General features: G+C 42.6%; 13 protein-coding genes. 4 read left to right on the top strand and 9 right to left on the bottom strand.

What is annotated here, in order from left to right; translation table 11 throughout:
- Positions 1 to 271 precede the first annotated feature (271 nt).
- On the bottom strand, positions 272 to 1,198 hold the full coding sequence (locus MKX35_RS30475) for an AraC family transcriptional regulator (protein ID WP_256716341.1): 927 nt from the start codon (positions 1,196 to 1,198) through the stop codon (positions 272 to 274).
- Between the two features lie 152 nt (positions 1,199 to 1,350).
- Positions 1,351 to 8,742, bottom strand: a complete 7,392-nt coding sequence (locus MKX35_RS30470) for an endo-alpha-N-acetylgalactosaminidase family protein (protein ID WP_076300011.1) — start codon at positions 8,740 to 8,742, stop codon at positions 1,351 to 1,353.
- 268 nt (positions 8,743 to 9,010) lie between these two features.
- Between MKX35_RS30470 and MKX35_RS30465 the strand changes: the two genes are divergently transcribed.
- On the top strand, positions 9,011 to 9,871 hold the full coding sequence (locus MKX35_RS30465) for a helix-turn-helix transcriptional regulator (RefSeq protein ID WP_042125692.1): 861 nt from the start codon (positions 9,011 to 9,013) through the stop codon (positions 9,869 to 9,871).
- Positions 9,872 to 9,990: 119 nt separating this feature from the next.
- On the opposite strand, the gene MKX35_RS30460 is transcribed toward MKX35_RS30465, so the two are convergent.
- Positions 9,991 to 11,886: a PrkA family serine protein kinase gene (locus tag MKX35_RS30460; RefSeq protein ID WP_042186251.1), complete on the bottom strand. Its 1,896-nt coding sequence runs from the start codon at positions 11,884 to 11,886 to the stop codon at positions 9,991 to 9,993.
- 180 nt (positions 11,887 to 12,066) lie between these two features.
- Here MKX35_RS30460 and MKX35_RS30455 point away from each other — a divergent pair, with 180 nt between their 5' ends.
- Positions 12,067 to 13,005, top strand: a complete 939-nt coding sequence (locus MKX35_RS30455; RefSeq protein ID WP_081382956.1) for a DUF2161 family putative PD-(D/E)XK-type phosphodiesterase — start codon at positions 12,067 to 12,069, stop codon at positions 13,003 to 13,005.
- Between the two features lie 866 nt (positions 13,006 to 13,871).
- Here the strand turns inward: MKX35_RS30455 and MKX35_RS30450 are convergent.
- The 3 genes from MKX35_RS30450 to MKX35_RS30440 all read right to left on the bottom strand — a co-directional run bounded on the left by MKX35_RS30450 (position 13,872) and on the right by MKX35_RS30440 (position 16,095).
- Positions 13,872 to 14,024, bottom strand: a complete 153-nt coding sequence (locus MKX35_RS30450; RefSeq protein ID WP_341044527.1) for a hypothetical protein — start codon at positions 14,022 to 14,024, stop codon at positions 13,872 to 13,874.
- Between the two features lie 53 nt (positions 14,025 to 14,077).
- On the bottom strand, positions 14,078 to 15,295 hold the full coding sequence (locus MKX35_RS30445) for an aminotransferase-like domain-containing protein (RefSeq protein ID WP_042186247.1): 1,218 nt from the start codon (positions 15,293 to 15,295) through the stop codon (positions 14,078 to 14,080).
- Positions 15,296 to 15,438: 143 nt separating this feature from the next.
- On the bottom strand, positions 15,439 to 16,095 hold the full coding sequence (locus MKX35_RS30440; RefSeq protein WP_076284210.1) for a DNA-binding response regulator: 657 nt from the start codon (positions 16,093 to 16,095) through the stop codon (positions 15,439 to 15,441).
- A gap of 283 nt (positions 16,096 to 16,378) precedes the next feature.
- On the opposite strand from MKX35_RS30440, the gene MKX35_RS30435 reads away from it, so the two are divergent.
- Positions 16,379 to 16,786: a hypothetical protein gene (locus MKX35_RS30435; protein ID WP_042186244.1), complete on the top strand. Its 408-nt coding sequence runs from the start codon at positions 16,379 to 16,381 to the stop codon at positions 16,784 to 16,786.
- Positions 16,783 to 17,850: a phosphodiester glycosidase family protein gene (locus MKX35_RS30430; RefSeq protein ID WP_143759516.1), complete on the top strand. Its 1,068-nt coding sequence runs from the start codon at positions 16,783 to 16,785 to the stop codon at positions 17,848 to 17,850. The genes MKX35_RS30435 and MKX35_RS30430 overlap by 4 nt, the downstream gene beginning before the upstream one ends.
- A 367-nt stretch (positions 17,851 to 18,217) precedes the next feature.
- Here the strand turns inward: MKX35_RS30430 and MKX35_RS30425 are convergent, their stop codons facing one another.
- From MKX35_RS30425 to serC, 3 genes are all read right to left on the bottom strand, one after another.
- Positions 18,218 to 18,472 (bottom strand): AbrB/MazE/SpoVT family DNA-binding domain-containing protein, encoded by a 255-nt coding sequence (locus MKX35_RS30425; protein WP_039871533.1) that lies wholly within the window; start codon positions 18,470 to 18,472, stop codon positions 18,218 to 18,220.
- Between the two features lie 124 nt (positions 18,473 to 18,596).
- Complete coding sequence (gene trmL, locus MKX35_RS30420) at positions 18,597 to 19,061, bottom strand: tRNA (uridine(34)/cytosine(34)/5-carboxymethylaminomethyluridine(34)-2'-O)-methyltransferase TrmL (protein WP_042125678.1); 465 nt, start codon at positions 19,059 to 19,061, stop codon at positions 18,597 to 18,599.
- A gap of 123 nt (positions 19,062 to 19,184) precedes the next feature.
- A complete protein-coding gene (serC, locus tag MKX35_RS30415) occupies positions 19,185 to 20,273 on the bottom strand; it encodes a 3-phosphoserine/phosphohydroxythreonine transaminase (protein ID WP_042186243.1) in 1,089 nt (362 codons plus the stop codon).
- Positions 20,274 to 20,349 lie beyond the last annotated feature (76 nt).

Genomic DNA, 20,349 nt, shown 5'->3' with positions numbered 1-20,349 from the left:
GCCCGCAGCGTATAACCCGCTGCGGACCTTCTTACGTCGACACCCCGTATCGACTGAATAATTAGAACATGGCAAATGCTGCAGAGGTGAAAGTAACGTAGGGAAGTTTGGAACTGTAGGAGCGTAGCGCTCGCCTTTGTCTTCGGATGTTATCCGCATAAGCGGTAAAAATCAAGAACATCTGGAGACAACAGCGACCGAAAGTCCAAACATTCCCGTAGTTACTGTCATCACCGAGGAGCTTTCCCTTTGCTTTATTATTTCGTTCAAATTATACTGTCGATTTTTTCACTGGAACATAGATCTCCATCACCGTATCCGGACGCGAGTGGCAGCGTTCATCATAGAATTCGAAATCCAGTTTACTATCATCATAATCGTAGCCACTATCCTTAAACCATTCTTCGAAGATATACTTCCATGTGCTTTTTATAACCTGTGCAAACTGTATTTGCTCTGTATCCGTTGATGTATCCACTGGCGGCGTTGTGAACACAGCATATTCGGCTTCTGGCACATCCATCGTCAACATATCATCTTCCACCTTGGAGTAGTCCTCTACAATAACACCTAGAAGATAAGTCGCATTACCATTATCTGAGGAAGGAATACATAAGCCGACTTCTCCGTGTTTAGGCGGGTTTAGTATTTTATACATTTTGGACTCCAGATTCTCACCCTCATAATGACTCCAAAAAGATGCAATATCCTTGGTGTACATACTTCCAGCAACATTAGTTTGGATCCCATACCCAGCGACCTTAAATGCAGGCTTGCGAACAATAACAGGGTTCATTATAAAACCTCCGATTTCAATTAGTGTTTTTCCTTTAGTAAATCCGTCCATCCGTGCGGCATACTGTGTCGGGCTATAGCCAAAAGCCTTGCGAAAGGCCTTAGTGAATCCACTTTGTGTCTCAAAACCATAGTCCAGCGCGATATCAATGATTCTTCTACCGGCAAACAATTCAATGGACGCTAAAGATAATTTCCGGCTCCGCACATATTCCATCACGGACATTTCCTTGCATAAGCTGAACACTCGGCAAAAATGATACACCGAATATCCAACCTCAGCGGCTATTTCTTCCACTGTTATATTTTCTTTGATATGAGCTTCAATATATTCAACACATTTCTCTATATCTTTACTGTAATTCAAGTGCAGCACCAGCCTTCCCCCGTACGGTGATTTCATTATATCAACTGCAAGCGAGTAGGATTGTTCCTGTTTTGCTGAGCTATGTTCAACCCCTTTTCTTTCTCTTTAATAAGCGCAAAAAAAGGATGAAGCAGCCTGATTAAGCCACTACATCCCTTTTTCACTTTTACCAATTCGATTGAATATTCCTAACCTAAATACGTTAATAATCTGCTGATCATGACTGCAGCTTCCGCACGAGTCAAATTACTCTTCGGATTGAGTTTATGATCAGGGGTCCCTTGGATTAGACCCAATTCGATGCAAGTAGCCAATGCCTGCTTTGACCATATACCTGCCTGATCCGCATCTATATACGTAGCTAGTACAGCTTGCGTAGCATCTGATACTTTAGGTGATTTCCCCTTCAATTCAAGCACTCTTGCCATAATAACTGCCATTTCCTGACGGCTTAGAGGCTTCATCGGATCAAACAAATTACCTACATACCCTTTAAGCAACCCAGCATCTGCTGTAGCAATAACACTATCGCTGTACCATTTATCTTGCGGCACATCCTTAAATGACGTTAATCCTTTTACTTCAAGACCTAGAGCTCGTGCCAGGATCGCTGCGATTTCAGAACGGTTAATCATCTTGTCCGGAGCAAAATTCTGATCTGTTATCCCCTTCAGGATACCTTTACTCACCAAAGCCTCAATATCCTTATTTGCCCAGTGACCCACGGTATCGACAAAGAATTTAAGTTTGGTTTCAGATCCTTGATCTGATCCGGTTCCTGAATTTGGAGTAGTCTCCGGTTTCGCACCTGAACTTGGGTTAGAACTTGGGTTAGAAACATTGCCAGAATCTTTATCTGATTGATGACTTTCCTTTGCTTTGACCGTTACAATCGCTATCGCTTTCATATCAGTCCCAGCAACCGTGCCTTTTACTTGGAAGCTCCCCGCTTGTGCATAACTCGAAGAATGAATCTCATCCCATACAACCAACGTTTTCTGTATCGTATGATTGCTCAGGGTCACAGTTACTTCCGCAGGCAGTTTCGGCGCCAAGCCAACTTCTGTTTCAATCTTTACATCCTCTATAGCTACAATGGTAAGAGCGAATACAAGACTTTTTATTGCATTTTCAAGCTCTACTCGCGTTTCATCTAGTAAAGTAATCGTAGCGCTAGGGTCCTTCAGAATCTTCTCCGCTTTATCCAGAGCAGCCGCAACGATTGCCCAGGTTTCAGATGAATAATCTGAACTCTTTAATGCTGATGCATCGGTAATCGTTTGTTGAAGGAGATCTTTAGAGATGTCTAGATTACTTCCCTTAATATAAAAATCATCTAGAATAAAAGCAAAATCAGATGTAGCTTTTCCCGAACCTTTGGTAATCATTTTGAAAATTACTTGATAATCATCCTGATTACCGGTTGTAAAGCTTTGCTTGAATGTGATATAACCGCCATTTTCTCCAGCTTTATTGCCTGGATTGGTTAAATTACCTAGCGTTTCCTTTAATACAATCTCTTTTGAAGAACGTGATTGTACCGACACTTCATAACCAACATTCGTTTCTGAAGTATAGATAAATCCTAACTCATATTCTTTATTTGGCTTCAATTTCACGCTAGATTCGTTTGTTTTAATGAGTTTACCCACATCTGTTTCATTCATTTTTAGCGAGTTTTCACCATTCAGAACCCAAGTCATCACAGGACCAACTTTGTTCTCAGCTGCCTGAACGATAGGATTGTTATCGTGTGGATTACTTTGGTCAGTTGCAATATGAATTTGTCTAGACCCACCACCATACTCAAATGGACCCCAACCTTCATACACATTCTCGAAATCCTCATACACAACATAATTTTTATTCGTAGGATCCTTCTCCACTGACGTATGCTTCCAAATACGAACATCATCAAATTGTACAGTACCAACTCCTGAATCAGCTAGCAACTTCACTGTTGCAGTAGTAACACCTTCAGGAACCTTAAATTCAACATTCATTCTCTGCCATGTTGTATCGACATACTTGAAGGATGAGTTATGGATACCGTCCTGCCCTGTCACATGATTAGAATAGGTTTTACCGTTAATTGTAACCTGCAGAGAAGATTTTCTTCCTTTCTCCGTCTGAGTCCACACCCCGACAGTATAATCCTCACCAGGCTGTAGTCCATTAATTTCCTGAGACAAGATACCCGCTTTGTTTCCAACCTCAGCGTATTTATTCCAATTCGATTTGTTCATTTCTTTGCTGGTATCGTATTCGCGATCACCTTGCACTGTCTTGATTGTAATATTACTTAGATCATCAGCTGTCCAGGAACCTGGAACATTCAATTGCTCAGAATTAAAGGCGAAATCCTTAATAAGACTGCCTTCACCCCAATTTGTTGCAGCAGGGACCAATACTAGAGCATCCGCTGATGTAGGATAAAGCACATAAGGTGTATTTTTCTTAGCCTTATTTATCGTGAGAGATCCATCATGAGCAACAACTGTATCGACTAACACTTTGCCTTGTTGTGTCAGCTCATACATATTGAATTGGCTCACATCTTTAAATTCATCCGTCAACTGCCAAGTTGTCGCGTTGCCTGTTGTATTCCAGTGATATAGTCTTGCACCTTCGTTTACACCCAAGATCTTATTGGTCTTCATATCCCAAACCCAAGGAATTAACGAATTCGCTTCACCAGTATGACGCTCTGATTCGTCTGTTGTCGTCCCCGTATCTTTCCAAGAAGATATAAGCTTGCCATTTTTAGATAACTCAATCATATTCGTTAATTTATTTCTCTTAGAGATCACTTCGTTATCAAACGTAATTTGATCCTCTTCATATTTCATAACACCAAAATGTTGCATGAACTTCGTAGGTAATACTTCGTTAAAGAATACAGTTACACCTTGCTGTACATCCGGTTTGGAATCTCCCCACGTTGTCACACCTGGTATTTTTTGTCCTTTGAATAAGGCATTTCCAACGAAAATATCTAGATTATTCTTCACTATTCTTGATAGAATGCTAGAATTCCCCTTATTCGGATATCCTAAATCTGGACCCCAGTGAACAAAATCCACACCGGGCTCTAATGGGCCGGCAAATTCCGTTCCTACTTTTAGTCCAAGATTATTAGCGTATTGCAGCAATTTATAGGCATTGTAATCATTGCCTGTATACACATCAATATAGAAGAAGTCTAATGTAGGATCATTCGGGCTCAAAGAATCCTTCGTCAGATTAAATAAGTTTTTGAACCGTGACTCTAGATTCCCACTCAAGACATCCTTCGTCTGATCAACATAATAAGACGTATCAATCCAATCCCAACCTCCGGAAAGCCTATCTACTGTCGGCCCTTTTGATGATGCTCCATTTAAGTTGGAATAATTCAGTTCGTTAGCATCAAGTTGATACTCTGTTGCATTGAGATGAACACCCACGTTAAGATTATACTTATCGCCCTCATTGATGAGATAGTTTAATTCATCCAATCCACCCTGCCTCACACCAATGTTGGAATAGGATGGAATATCATCATCATGGCCCTCTGCCTGATATCCCTTATGAAGAATCATCTGTCCAAAGCCATCAGTATAATTGTACAGAATTTTACCCGTATCCAACGAATTCAAGAAAGGATCATTTGCCTGGCTAGCAAAGTTGAATGCGATGTACATCATATTGTTCTGCATATCCCGAGCACCAAATGGCTCCTTAAAAATATTCGTCCGATAAGCAACAGCTGCATCCTGCCAATCTGTTTTACCGTCATTATTCCGATCATTTGTCACAACTACCTCATACCAAGGCAGTTCTTCCGTTTCATTACTTTGAAGATGGCGATACGTCCAAGTACCCGGCTTCACTGTCACTTTATTGACAAGTGGTTTCTTTTCCGTGGTCACAATCATTTTATTGCCACCGCTGATTACATTGTCTTCAATCGATGCTCCCAAGCCATTTCCGCTCACCATAGCCATCGTAACGCCTGAAGCGCTACTCTGTTTCATGAGATTCATGTTATCGACCAGTTCTTCTGTTAATCCGTGCCATGCTCCATCCGATTTACTCCATGCATACGTTGCATTTTCCATAGCGCTATTCACATGGATTAGAGAATTGTTAATTTGAATCGAACGGACAACAAACCCATCCGGTTTTTCAGTTATTTTATCAATTTCAAAACGTACGACATGATTCGCTTTCGCCTCAATATGTGCTTCGATGACAACACCAATCTCGTCAATCATCATTGTATACTGATACTTACTATCGCTCTCTTTATTAGATATGGTGCGAGGCACATAATCCATATTGTTGATCTTCAGACTATTCGTTTGCTCCTCGCTAGCCTGTAGTTTACGTTCATCAACTTGATATTCAACAATACCCGGGAAATCTTTATATACTGTAACGTTTAAACCATCTTTAGTGATCGTATCTGTCTCTGAGGCAACCTGAAGCTTAGGTAGTGACTCTAGCTCTACCATCTTTACATTGCTCACTGTCATCTTTTTACTTCCATACCAAGATCGAAGTCCAAGCCAACCTGGCTGCATAGTCATTTCTTCTTCAGATACCGATCCCATATCCGTTGTCACGCCATCGGGGTCCGTAATCTTGAAGCTTATGGTTGTTCCTACTAAACGAAGTTCGATATGATAAAGTGTATCGGCTAGCATCTCATATGAGTTTGAGAAAGTAGCCTCGTTTCCATTTGCAAACAATTTCCAAACGCCGTTAATGTCATGATTAACCGATACATATGCATTATCCGTGGATCCTCTTAATATAAATCCATATCGCCCACCAGTTGCTCCAGCGTCTACATTTGTTTTGTAATCAAAAGTAACCTTCTGATCCATCAATTTAGGGCTATCCTTATCCACGGCTAGTGCTACACCTGGCATGTTTAATTGAATTTGACCATCTCCGTTACTCTCTACCACCGGATTACTACTATCCAGAGAGCCCCAATTCTGTGCCGAATAATTTGGTTGGTATACTCTGATTTCTTCTGCGGTTATTGCATCTACATTCACCTTAATTGCAGCATCAGTTGTGTTATATAAGCCAAATGCCCCTGGGGAATATGCAGATACTGGTACATTACCGACCAATACTCCATTTATATATAGGCTTAATTCCTTCTCAATGACCTGCACACGTAAAATATAATCTTTGCTTATTGCAATGGCATCAGTATTGCCAATGGCAGCTTCGCTACCTTCCAACTGATATTTCCATTTTCCCGCGCTCTCTTGATATATGGTGATATTGCCCAGTTTAACACCAACTTGACCATCACTCTTCATTTTCACTTGATAGATTCCATTAGATACTGCTGTTATATCTCTATTAAAAGCAGTTGCTCCAGCATCAATAGTCCCTGTCAAATATCCATCTATAACTTGCGATGTCGCATGATACCCATCCCAATTAAGCTGAGAATTACCTTCATAATATTCCTCGTAAATCATTTTGTCCGTTTGTGTAGACGTATTCATATCCATAAACTCTTCGGTAAAAAGAATATTATCGATATATATGGTATCCTGAGCAACAACCCCAAAACGTCCTTCTCCGAATTGCTGTCCTGCCGGTAAGCTTGCATACAATTCAGACCCGTTAATGCTTAGGGTTACAGAGGAGTCGGAATATTGTAAACCCACTTTATTCCAGACGAAAGGTTTAGGATTTGAACTACTAGTACTAGTACCAGATGCAACAAAATCAATGATGGTGTTACCCTTTTTCAAAATCCATTTCGCACCATCAAATGTAATTTGAGCATTGTTACCAATAGCAAATCCTATATTGGTATTCGTAGGTTTCACACTAGCCATATAAGTCGCGCTCTGTAGGAGCGGAGCATCAGTATTCCATGTTTCACCGTTCAGACCAGATAACTTTAGAATTCGGTTGCCGCCTTCTGTAATAATGGTAGACGTTGCACCGTTACTCCAGTCGCCTGTTATACTGTCTTGAAAATCATTACTATACTGAATAATTTGTTTGGGTTTTATGATCTGATTTGTATAGTGTATATTATCAATCTGCAATTCTACCGTACTTCGAATTCGAAGACCGAAGTACCCAGCTACTTCTGAGAATTGCGCAAAAGTAATATCACCGATCTCCTTTTTATTCAGAAATACCGTGATTGTTTTCCCTTTAAAATTGAACATGAGATTATTCCATCTGCCTTGGATCGGGTAAGGAATATTTAATTTACTTCCCCAACCCGAGTTAGACTCTGGTATCCAGATGCTAGGGTCAACCCCAATCTCGTTGAATATGCTCGCCGTTTCATTCATTCTAAAACCAAACGCAAAGCCTTGACCGCTACCTAGTTTTGCTGGATTAATCAGCTTGAAATCTAACGAGAGTGTACCCTCTTGAATTTGTGGGGAATCTAGATCTACACCCCGTTCTTTTGTGCCTTTTTTCAGAGAAAGAACTTTATTACCCGTAAGATCGGTCACTACTTGAGCATTTAAACCTGACCAATGAGGTATATAATTAGGATCTTCATAGTCTTGTACATAATCAATGACATTTGAAGGTTTATCTTTTGTACCTACACCTGCAATACGTAACTCTTTAATAGAGACATTTCCTGTTGCAAAACGTTTATATAGACCTACCTGACCAATCTCTGTCGACTGATTCAATAAATCCGTATCCTTATTGTAGTATGTCACTCCGTCTACTATAACCACGAGCTTCGTACCATGAAAGCCGATTTGTATTCGATAATCTATATCTGTTTTCAGTTCAGGACCCTCGAATACTTCCCAATTACCTGAACCATCCGGACTTTGAATTACCCAATCTGTATTGGCATCGTAACGGATAGACACCCCTTGATTCGTATCATTTGATCCTATAACAAAACCAACATTACTTGAAACTGAACTTGTATAGCGCATCGTTGTATCAATAATTCCGGCAGATAGCCATGGAGCTTTATCCCATGTTGCAATGGCTCCACCGCCATCCACTTTAGTTATCGCAATGGTTAGTCCATTATTTACAGAAGTTGTTCCTGCTCCTTTAACGAACGTCATTGGTTCCGGTTCCATTGACTGATAATTATTCGTATATGATACTGCCCCTTGACCCTCTGGAACATTTAATTTGATGTCATTTAAGAAGTCCTCTATGTTCGCCTCTTCAATTGTACCCTCTTGTGTATCCGTTACCGTAATAGTCGCTTCTGCTTTGACATCCGAGGCTTTAACATTACCCTCTACGTTAAAAGTGCCCACCTTCGCATAACTTAAAGGATCGATTTCATCCCAGCTAACCATTACTTCGCCGATGGAATCATCGTTGTAAACTGCTTGTACTACCGAAGGGAGTTCTGGTGGTTCACCAACGGAAGTTTGAACATTTGTTGGAGAAATACGTTTAATTACTTGTTCGTGAACTGCACTTAACGAATCACCAATTTCTCCTTCAGCAGCATAAGACGTACTTCTTGGATATATGATTGATTGACTTGTAGCCATTAAAAAAATCATCATCCAAATCATGAATCGATAAATCTTTTTCCCAACCTTTTTTCGCATCGTACCTTTCCCCCTTATAATAGTCTATTGGATATAAATTAAAACGCTTTCAAATACATTTTTGATTTTAACAATTTTATTCGATTTATACTTTCAAAATATAACCAATATTGAAAAATCCGTTTGAAATACAGAACTAAAATCAATTATTATTCTACCCATACGCCCCACATTAGTTCTGGAATGTTAATAGTTTCAATGATACACTGAGTGATAATAAGTGGTGAATTTTGACACAAATGTCTGAATACTATCAGGGGCGATTATTATGAACCGAGTTGTTGATCTCTTATATCATGAGTCTGATCAGGAATTAATCTATAATGCATTAGAGCGCACCTTGAAACCAGGTTATTTTTTTGGACCTCATTGCCATGAGAATCTGGAAATCTGTTTAATGAAAGAAGGAGAATGTGACATCATTATTAATGGTGAGAGGATTACCGTTCATAAAGGTGAAATAATGGTCATCTTCCCTCATATGATTCACTCTTTTCATGTAAAATCAGATCAAGAAGCCGTCTTCCTACAAGTTCACTTTTCTCCAGAAAACTTTATTGCAGCAGACCCCAAAGTAAATGAATATATCAGATTTTTACATTATATGTCAGATAGACATATAGCCTATACCTTCCATCCATATACGAAACAGATTCTTTCATGTGTGGATCGTATTTGCGAAGAAGTAAATACTGAAGTAAATATGTACCACAAGTCTCTAGCAAATATTTATATCTACGAATTACTGTTTCTATTATCTCGCGAGATTGAAAAAAGTGTTCGTAAAGTATTCAGAATAAATAATCCCATAGCAATTCGAGCTATCCATTTCATTAGACAAAATGTAGAAAACAATATCACACTAGACGATATCGCTAGCAACTGTAATATAACTACCCGATACCTATCGAAAATTTTCAAACAATACGTGAATATATCGGTGAACGATTATCTTTGTATCACAAAAATTGATAAAGCCATGAATTACATATGTAATACAGAACTCTCCATCACAGAAATATCTTCAAAACTCCAATTTTCTAGTGCACAATACTTCTCAACCGTATTTAAAAAATACAGCGGCGTTACTCCAAAGGAATATAAAAATCTTCGTACGAAGGATATATAGGTTAATAATTGTATCTATATAACAAAAAAAATGAGCTTGCTCCGTCATAATCGACTTCGAGCACAGCTCATTTTCATTGTATATCTGTTATTCTTACTACCCTATGTTCATCCTGATGCTTACCGATTCAGCAAGCTTCCCACATACTTCAGCAGCTCATTGGCGCAAATTGGGCAATAGTGATGCCCATCAATAAGTCTAGCGCACACCTCATTGATCCGTTTAAGCTGACTTTCATCCGGCGTTTTGGACGAGGTGGTGATTTTGACGATATCTTTGAGATCTGTGAATAGCTTCTTCTCAATCGCTTCCCGTAGGCGGTCGTGGTTGTTGTACTCGAATTTCTTCCCTTTGCGTGAATACGCGGAAATCCGGATCAGGATCTCTTCCCGGAACGCTTTTTTCGCATTCTCAGAGATACCGATTTGCTCTTCAATCGAACGCATTAACCGCTCATCCGGCTCCATCTCCTCATCCGTCAGCGGATCGCGGATTTTGGACCAATTGCAGAAGGCTTCGATATTATCGAGATAATTCTCAAATAATGTCTTGGCGGACTCCTCAAAGGAGTAGACGAAGGCCTTTTGCACTTCGCTTTTAGCTAAAATGTCATATTCTTTGCGGGCAATGGAGATGAAGTTCAAATAACGCTCCCGCTCCTCTTTTGTAATCGATGGATGCTGATCCAGGCCGTCTTTAATTGCACGCAACACATCCAGTGCGTTCATGCACTGCAGATCACCTTTGATCAAAGCACTGGAAATCCGGTTGATAACATACCGCGGATCTATTCCGGACATGCCTTCATCCAAATACTCCGTTTGCATCTCCTTGAGATCTGCTTCTTTGTAGCCTTCGACCTCTTCACCATCATACATGCGAAGCTTTTTGATCAGATCCATGCCTTGTTTTTTACTTTCTTTCAGACGGGTCAGGATCGAGAAAATAGCAGCGGCACGCAGCGCATGCGGCGCAATATGCACATGGTTCATATCACTCTGGGCGATCAACTTCGCGTAGATTTTTTCCTCTTCCGATACTCTGAGGTTATACGGAACAGGCATCACAATCATACGGGACTGGAGCGCTTCATTCTTTTTATTAGAAATAAACGACTTATACTCGGTTTCATTGGTGTGAGCTATGATCATTTCATCCGCACTGATTAGCGCGAACCGGCCAGCCTTGAAATTTCCTTCTTGCGTCAGTGACAGCAGATTCCATAGAAACTTTTCGTCGCATTTGAGCATTTCTTGAAATTCCATCAGCCCACGGTTAGCTTTGTTCAGCTCTCCGTCAAAACGGTAAGCGCGTGGATCGGATTCCGAACCAAATTCAGTAATGGTCGAAAAGTCGATACTTCCTGTCAAATCGGCGATATCTTGCGACTTCGGATCGGATGGACTAAAAGTACCAATCCCTACCCGCTCTTCTTCTGACAAAATGACACGAGCCACTTTAACCTGCTCAATATCTCCCGCATAATCATTTCTCAGCCGCATCTGGCAGGATGGGCACAAGTTGCCCTCAATACGCACACCGAGTTCTTTTTCAATCTCTGGACGAAGCTCCAGGGGGATCAAATGTAGTGGATCCTCATGCATCGGGCAACCCTCAACCGCATATACCGCACCCGCATCCGTCCGCGAGTATTGTTCCAAACCTCTTTTTAACAGCGTGACTAGGGTCGATTTCCCCCCACTGACAGGTCCCATCAATAACAGAATCCGTTTACGAACATCTAGCCGGCGTGCTGCAGAGTGAAAATACTCCTCCACTAACTTTTCGACTGCACGATCAAGTCCAAAAATCTCTTGTTCAAAAAACTTATAACGTTTGCGTCCGTTTATGTCCTCTACGCCATGCGACTTGATCATGTCATAAACGCGGGAGTGAGCGGTTTTTGCGGGAGAGGGGTCTTTTTTCAAAAGTTCTATATATTGCTTGAAGGTCCCGCTCCACGCCAAACGGTCGTTCTCAGCCCGATACGAAGCTATTCGCTCAAAAATATCCATTACTCGCTGCCTCCTCTTGCGCTCCTACTTGCTCTCCTATAGCGTTAAAAAGTGTATTACATACCTATGCGGCAAGCGCGGAATAGTTGACCTCTTTTTTGCTGTGCTATAATAGAGAATCATAAAATCGCAGTAAAACCTTAATGAGAACCCGAAAAAAAGAGCTACGGGAGTGACACTATGGCGGTACGACATGAAACGGAGCTGTATGCTCCTTTGAAGGTTTTTTTTGAAAAGCAAGGATACAGCATCAAGGGTGAGGTTCGGACTTGTGATTTGGTGGGTATTCGTGAGGATTTAGAGCAGCCTCTAATCGTAGAGATGAAAAAATCGTTCAACCTCGCCTTGCTCCTGCAAGGCGTGGAACGGCTAAAGCTCAGTCCTACGGTCTATCTCGCAGTAGAACGTGTCCGTGATAAAAAAGGAGCGGTAAACCAGCGCTGGGGCGAGATTAGCGGACTGTGCCGCCGCCTTGGTCTCGGGCTGATCACCGTTGTTTTTTATAAGACCAAGGCCCCGCTGGTCGAGGTGCTCGTCGAGCCGGACGAGACGCCACCTGCGCAGCGCAGCAACAAGCGGCGGCGCGAGCGCCTGCTCTATGAGTTCCGCGAGCGCAGCGGAGACTACAACACCGGCGGCAGCACGCGCGTCAAGCTCGTGACGGCCTACCGTGAGAAAGCGCTGCGTGTCGCGCTTTCTCTGCAGGCAGCGGAGGCGGAGGCCGCCGTCGCTGCCGAGAAGGCCGCTGCGAAGGCTTCGCTCGCAGCGGGCAAACGTGCAGCGGCGCGCACCGCTGCACAGGCTCCGGCGCTGAGCTCAGCGCCGGAGGGGCGTGCTGCCGGGGACACGGCAGCACGGGAGGCAGCGGCGGCTGGCACGCGAAGCGGTGCCCCTAGCGCTGCCTCAAGCGCCCGCTCGGCCGGGATCTCACCGGCCGAGCTGCGGAAGCGTAGCGGCGTACCGAACGCCGCCGCTATGCTGCAGCACAACTACTACGGCTGGTTCCACCGTGTCAGCCGTGGGCGCTATACCCTGACCCCAGCCGGTCAGGCCGCGCTAGTAGAATACGCCGCTATAACTGGCGGCGTACCCCATGACAGCAATCATCACAGTAATTAGCTTGACTACTCTAAACAAAAAAAATGTATCAACTTTAATCCTTTACTCGGATTTACTCTTTTACTCAAATTCTTTTATTCGAATTTCAATCTTTTACTCGACTACAAGCTTTTCTCCGACCTAATCTTTTACTCGGTATCTATACTTATTATTCTCTTACACACGCAACAATGTCTAAACAATACCAAAAAGCATCCCATCTACGGGATGCTTTTTGGTATTCCAATCTTGCCACATTAGTATCTGATTTCGTACCACGTTCGTATTGCACTCATATCACATTTGTTGTCATACATGCCATGTTCGTATTACGTTTTTATCAAATTTGTATCACATTCGTATTCGTATCTCATTACGTAACTTGTTCACATAGCATCCATATCACATTTGTAATTATTTCGTACCAACTTCATCACTTATTAGTATCACAAGCAAGTACCTCATCCAGCTCTTCGGGACTATACTTTAATTAGCTTATTACACTTTCGAACACAATCCTTATTTACTATTTCCTCTATTATTGCTTTAACATGCTACTATTGCTGAACCTTTCACCTTAGAACCCCGATGTTACCTTCAACAACCACTAATATTAAATCTTCGAAAATTAGGGAAATCCTCCCTAAAAATCTTCTCTTTACGCGCTCTAAAGCGAATTTTAGGGAATTTCTCCCTGATTTTCGTCAGATTTGCCCATGAAAAGGGTTTTTCCTTAATTTTTAGGACAAATTCCCTAAAAGCTCCATTTCAGAGCTTATACTCTCCAGTTTTAGGGATAAATTCCCTAAAATAGTCTCACACGATACCTCACAGCTGACCAGATGTACATTCATGGTCATTTCAAGCGGTCCTACGTTCCGCCACCGTCAATCCGTATGTCTGTCCTTCTGTCCTTCTGTCCTTCTGTCCTTCTGTCCTTCTGTCCGTCCGTATGTCTCACCGTCTGTCATTCCCTCCCGTTCATTCATCACGATAAAGGAATGAATGTGGTGATGAATGGACAGATAGGGAATAAGCAAGGTACAGACAATCAGATCCTTTAATCATCCACACCCCCACCAGCCCCACCCACCTAACTCCGAGCCGTGAACTCCTTAACCGCCTCGCTCATCAGATTCATACCAAGTAGCAGCTCATCCCGGCCGGGATGGCTGAAGTTAAGACGAATGTGATTTCCGCTTCCATCTACGCTACATAACGGTCCTGGCAAAAATGCCACTCCCTTACCTAGCGCACATTTTAGCAGTGCCATAACATCCATTCCCTCCGGTGGAGATACCCATAGAAACATACCTCCTGACGGCAGGTCGTAGGAGCTTCCTTTCCAAGCTGGACGTTTTAGCAGTTCAACCATTAACTTCAGTCGGGTGTTATATTCTCGGTTCAGCTGCGCAATATGCTCACGAAGATCAAAAGCGGTCACATCCAATAAATGATGCAAGAGCCGCTGATTTAATGCGCTCGATTGCCAGTCTGCCATCTGCTTGGCAGCAGCCATCATCCCGATCACTTCCCGGCTACCTGCAGCCCAGCCCGTCCGCAGCGCAGGCGCAACGGTCTTGCTGAACGAACCGATATATAATACGTGTCCGCCATCACTTATATTTTCCAGCGCATACAAGGATGGATATCTTGTGGCCCAATGCTCACCATACTTCTGGAAATGTAGATCACCATAAGAATCATCTTCTACAATCAGGATGTTATACGCGATGCAAAGATCCAACACCTCACGCCGTCTCTCTAAGCTCCATAGGATGCCACTTGGATTCGTAAAGCTTGGTGTTGCGAACAACATCTTAGGCTTATGCAGTTCAATTTGCCTCCGCAAATGATCTGGATGAAGCCCGTCCAAGTCACCCTCTACAGGAATAATGATGGCACCCTGCATCCGAAGAGTTTGCAAGAATCCTGGAGATGTCGGATTTTCTACTAATACACGATCTCCCGGATCAATATACACCCGCGACAACAAATCAATCGCTTGCTGGCTCCCCGTTGTTAGCAGAACTCCACCCTCAGTAACAGTTACCCCTTTTTCTCTGAGCCAATCCCCGGCAAGCCACTCCCGAAGTGGACCATACCCTGCAGGATCACCATATTGAAGTGCCCCTGCATCTGCAGATATCACCGTAGAGGCTGCTTCGGCAAGCAGCGATAATGGGAACAGTTCTTCCGCTGGTAATTCTTCAGCAAGCGATATCATGGAGCTTCTCCGTGTTTGGGTGCGAATACTTAGAAGCGGTGACGATAGCAGTGTGTGCGCGCGAGCAGAAAATTGGTAAAGCATGCGAAATCCCCCTTCCCTAGTACCAAGTAGAAATGGCTAAGTTATCCTCTTTCGAGGACGATTATCCATTAAACGTGATATGCTTTCTTTCTTCTATTTCAAGAATATTCCGCCTTTCCCGTCATTATGTCGTATAGCTTGGGTTATGCGTAGATTTGCCTGTTTTGTCTTGAAAAGAGAGCAAATTTCTCAATGGCCTGCGCTCGCGTCGAAACATCAAGCTTCACATAAATTTTGCGCAAGTAATTGTCAATCGAACGACGACTTACTGCAATTTCAAGCGCTATTTTATCATAAGTAATCCCCTGAACGATTCGCTCCATAATAAACATCTCTGTCTGCGTCAATTGAAGAACATCATCCAGTCCTTTAGAAGTCGAAATCGGCCAGGATCCTTTTTCTATCCATTCTAGCGGCATTGAAAGAAAACCCACCCGCAAACCCAGGATCAGCTGTAAAAGCTGATGAGGAGAAGATCCTTTGGAGAAGATCCCGCTGGCTCCCAGCTCTATGAGGGGCTGAAGCAGATCCCTGCCGTCTTCATCCGTCATTACGACAAAATGTGAGTTTGGTGAGCTTTTTTTCATATTTAACAGCACACTCTCAATATTACCTTCAGGCATATGATAATCTGCCAGCACTAGCTCGGGATTCTTTTCCCTTACGATGGAAGCGCCTTCGTCCCAAGTTGAATACATTCCTAGAACTTTTAGCTCTCCTCCCTCTTCCAAAATCAATTTTGTCCCCAGCATACTTGTAGGATGACACCCCACAATAACCACCTGCCAAACCTTCATCATTAATGCCCAGACCCCCTGCTTTATATAATCATCCAGAAAGGAAAGCGCCGCAGCGTTTCCGGTTTAAACGCAAGCAAGGAAGTATGATGACTTGTTCGTTTATTCTCTCGCTGGTTACCTTGAGTACGTCTATCAGAAATTCCAATCTATAGAAATTGTATCGCAGTAGTTTAATAGGATGCAATTACTTTTTCTAGTTTTCACACTCTCTTACATTTTTGCGAAACTAGTCAAAGTCTGATAGAATGGGGACTTGAAAAAAAGACCAACCCGAGGTGATCAAATGCAACCGCTAGCGGAAACGTCCCCGGTACACTCGCGCCGTGCTGCTGTGAGAAGCGGCCCTTCCGTAAAATGGTTTTTACTGTTCTGGATCGTGATGATTGGAATCGGTGTATATGCTGTATACAGCTACACAAACCATTTGAAGCAGCAAGTGCTGAGCGAACTTAGCAATCAGAGCCAGCAGCAGCTTACCGTTCTGAAGACCGACTATGAGTCGAAAATTGCCGTTCTCACTGAAGAAGTGAAGGAATTGCAGAATACAGTGCAAAGTTTTAACGAACTATTAACCTTCACTAAAGATAATGCAAGTGCCAAGACAGACAATAGTAATAAGCTATATACGCAATTGAGCGAAGTTAGCAAACAGTTAGAAGCTTTGAAGAAAGAAATGGATCTGATCAAATGATGACGCCAGTCAAGAGAGTGAACCGTTTCTTTATGCTTCTGACCGCACCTTTTTTAGGTTTACTGATATGTATGTGGTGGTATCGACCTCCGCTCGAGCTGGATCTTGATGTAGGACAATTCGCACCTATCTCAGGGCCTCTGAATGAAACAGCTGTCCTAAAAAAGGATTTAACCCTAGCCGAAGGTACTGCATCCTACACCATAGATGCAGTCAGCGCTAGCGCTAAGCTATATAAAGGAACCACTACTGCTATGAATAAGTTAGTCGAGACAGCGAAGACTCAAGCGAGCCGTCCTGAGCTTATCTATAACCGCCGGATATCTGCCAAGCTTGGAATACCTTCTGAGGTCCTTACTAGCGACCGGATTAGAATCGAGCTATATAAGCTGAATCCAGGTAACTATAAGGCCTATGCTTTGAAGATCAAATTGAAGGATCCAACTGCGATGCAAATGAGTCTTGCGAAGGAAGCTACTGGTGGCGCAGAAACCACTATGCACGCTGTACAAAGTCATGGCGCTATTGCAGGTATTAATGCTGGAGGTTTTGCGGATAAAGCCGGAAAACGCTATCCCTTAAGCACTACTGTGGTTGATGGAAAGTATCTCAATGGTTTCGAGCCGACATTCAAGGATCTCAGCTTCGTAGGTCTGAACAAGTCCGGACAGTTAATCGGCGGGAAATTTTACAGTCGCGCACAGTTAGATCAACTCGAACCCGTATTTGGTGCAACCTTTGTGCCTGTTCTACTTAAGAATAACGTCAAAGTACCCATCCCGGAAAAGTGGAAAACATCCCCCAATCGGGCGCCACGTACAGTAATCGGTAATTATAAGGATGATCAGCTTCTCATCTTTGTAGCGGATGGCTATAATGAGCTTGGCAGCTCTGGTGCTCGGCTAGAGGAAATTCAGAACAAGCTATATAACATGGGTGTCATGGATGCTTATAATCTGGATGGTGGAGGATCGTCATCACTCATCTTCAATGGAAGAGTAGTCAACAAGCCATCAGACGGAAATCTTAGAGCTGTACCAACCAATTTCCTGTTTTTTAAATGATTATAGTAAAATGTCTATGCAACATATCACATTTGCGTTTATTTTTATTGATTTGCAGGGTATAATCTTGATAACGAATACATTTGCTAATGGAGGTGCCAGTATGTCGTTCTCATTAACCTTTTGGATCGTAACTATCGTATTTGTGTTATTTATGGTCGGCATCCTTACCTCATCTTACAACGACGACAAAACAAAAGGTCTATAAGCAAGAAATGTCTCAGCAGCCACTTGGCTCTGAGGCATTTTTTTTATAAGCCTGAAACAAAAAAACTGCCACATAAGTAGAGAAATCTACGAATGGGACAGTTTCTTTATTTAGAAAACTTTTGGCTGTCAGAATTCTAAATGTGTAAATATGTACTTCCTAGGCGTGTCTTGGTAATTGCGTCATTTCTGAGAGGCATGCAGCGCAAATATAACGATCTTTATATTCACTCACACCTTCCATTGATCCGCAGAAAACACATTTTGGACGGTAACGCTCCAAGATGATATGGTCACCCTGTACCAAAATTTCAACCGGGTCGCCTTCATTCATCTGATACCTTTTACGCAGGGACTTAGGCAGAACAATTCTACCCAGCTGATCCACTTTGCGAACTACACCAGCAGGTTTCATATCTAACGTACACCTCTCCTGTTCAACTAATAATTTGTAGCTACTATATATTTCGGCTCATTCATTATATTTCGTTATTAAAATGTCGAATCCTGCTGAAAAAAACAAAAAAAATGTCTTTTTTCTAAACAAGATTAGGAAAATCCAGCTGTCGAAGGGCTTCATATACAATAATAGCTGCAGAATTCGATAAGTTCAGCGATCTCACGGCATCACTCATTGGCATGCGCATTTTTGTTTCTTTACCCGCTTCCAGAATTTCAGCAGAAAGCCCCTTCGTTTCTTTACCAAAGACAAAGAAGTCTCCATCTTGAAAATCAAAATCGCTATATCTCTTCTCCGCTTTCGTCGTTGCGTAAAAGAAACGTCCCTCACTGTACTTCTCAAGTACCTCAGCAAAAGAGTCGTGGTATTCAATGTTAACAGCGTGCCAGTAATCCAATCCTGCTCTTTTCAATGTAGCATCGTCTGTACGGAATCCGAGCGGGCGAACCAGGTGAAGATGAGTGCCTGTTGCTGCGCAGGTACGCGCAATGTTTCCAGTATTGGCCGGTATTTCCGGCTCAACTAATACGATATGGAGTGCCATTATATGGTTCCTTCCTCTCTAAAGGCTTAATAGCCAGATGTTTTACTCTAGTGCATAACCATAGCTTCTCCAAACAAACTGAAAACCTTCCACCCATAGGCGGAAGGTTTACGATAGAGTTCATTAACCTTGAGTTTGCCGGAAATGGTTCATGAAATCAGAAAGTGCTTTAACACTTTCGTAAGGAACTGCATTGTAAATGGAAGCGCGCAAGCCACCCACACTACGATGTCCCTTTAAGCCGACAAAACCTTCCAGTTCAGCAGCTTTAACAAACCGTTTTTCGAGTTCTTCCGATTGCATCCGGAAGGTAACGTTCATAATGGAGCGACTGCTCTTCTCAGCAACGCCACTGTAGAAGCCGTCACTTCCATCGATGTGATCATATAATAGACCCGCTTTTTCAAGGTTCTTGGAATGGATACCAGCAAGACCACCTTGCTCCTCAATCCATTTTAATACTTCGTTAACCATATATACAGAGAAAGATGGAGGTGTATTGTAAAGAGAGTTATTTTTGTAATGAGTGCTGTAACGCATGATAGTTGGAATGTTAGAAGGTGATTCTGCGAGCAATTCCTCTTTAGCAATAACTACAGTCACACCGGAAGGACCAAGGTTCTTTTGTGCTCCAGCATAGATCATTCCGAATTGGTTGACATCGATTGGCCGGCAAAGGATATCACTGGACATATCTGCGATAAGCGGAATCGAGCCAGCATCCGGATATTCTGCATATTGCGTTCCTTCAATGGTCTCATTGGAAGTAACGTGAAGGTAGGCAGCATTTTCCGCAGCTTTAATCGAACTCAATTCAGGTATAGCTAAGAATTTCTTGTCTTCGGAAGAAGCAGCAACATGAGCGCCCCCTACCAATTTAGCTTCTTTATAAGCCTTATCTGCCCAGCTACCTGTCATAACATAGCTACCTACTTGGCCTTCGGAAATCAGGTTCATAGGGATCATAGCAAACTGTGTGCTTGCTCCACCTTGTACGAACAATACCTTATAGCCCTTCGGATTGCCGAGGAGCGAAAGCAGACGTTCCTGCGCTTCATTATGCACGGATTCGTAGATTGCTCCACGGTGCGACATCTCCATGATAGACATTCCACTTTCTCGGAAATCAACAAACTCCGCTTGTGCGCGTTCCAGTACCGTAAGCGGCAATGCTGCCGGTCCGGCATTAAAATTGTATGCTCTCTTATTCAAAACTACTCCCCACCCTTTCTCTCCTATCAATATGGATATCGCTTATGATAGCAATAATCTCACACACCAGCAAGTA

This window comes from Paenibacillus sp. FSL R5-0923 (assembly GCF_038009145.1).
GTDB lineage: Bacteria > Bacillota > Bacilli > Paenibacillales > Paenibacillaceae > Paenibacillus_AQ.
Note: the sequence above shows the minus strand (reverse complement) of the source record. Positions and strands in the feature narration are given on the sequence as shown.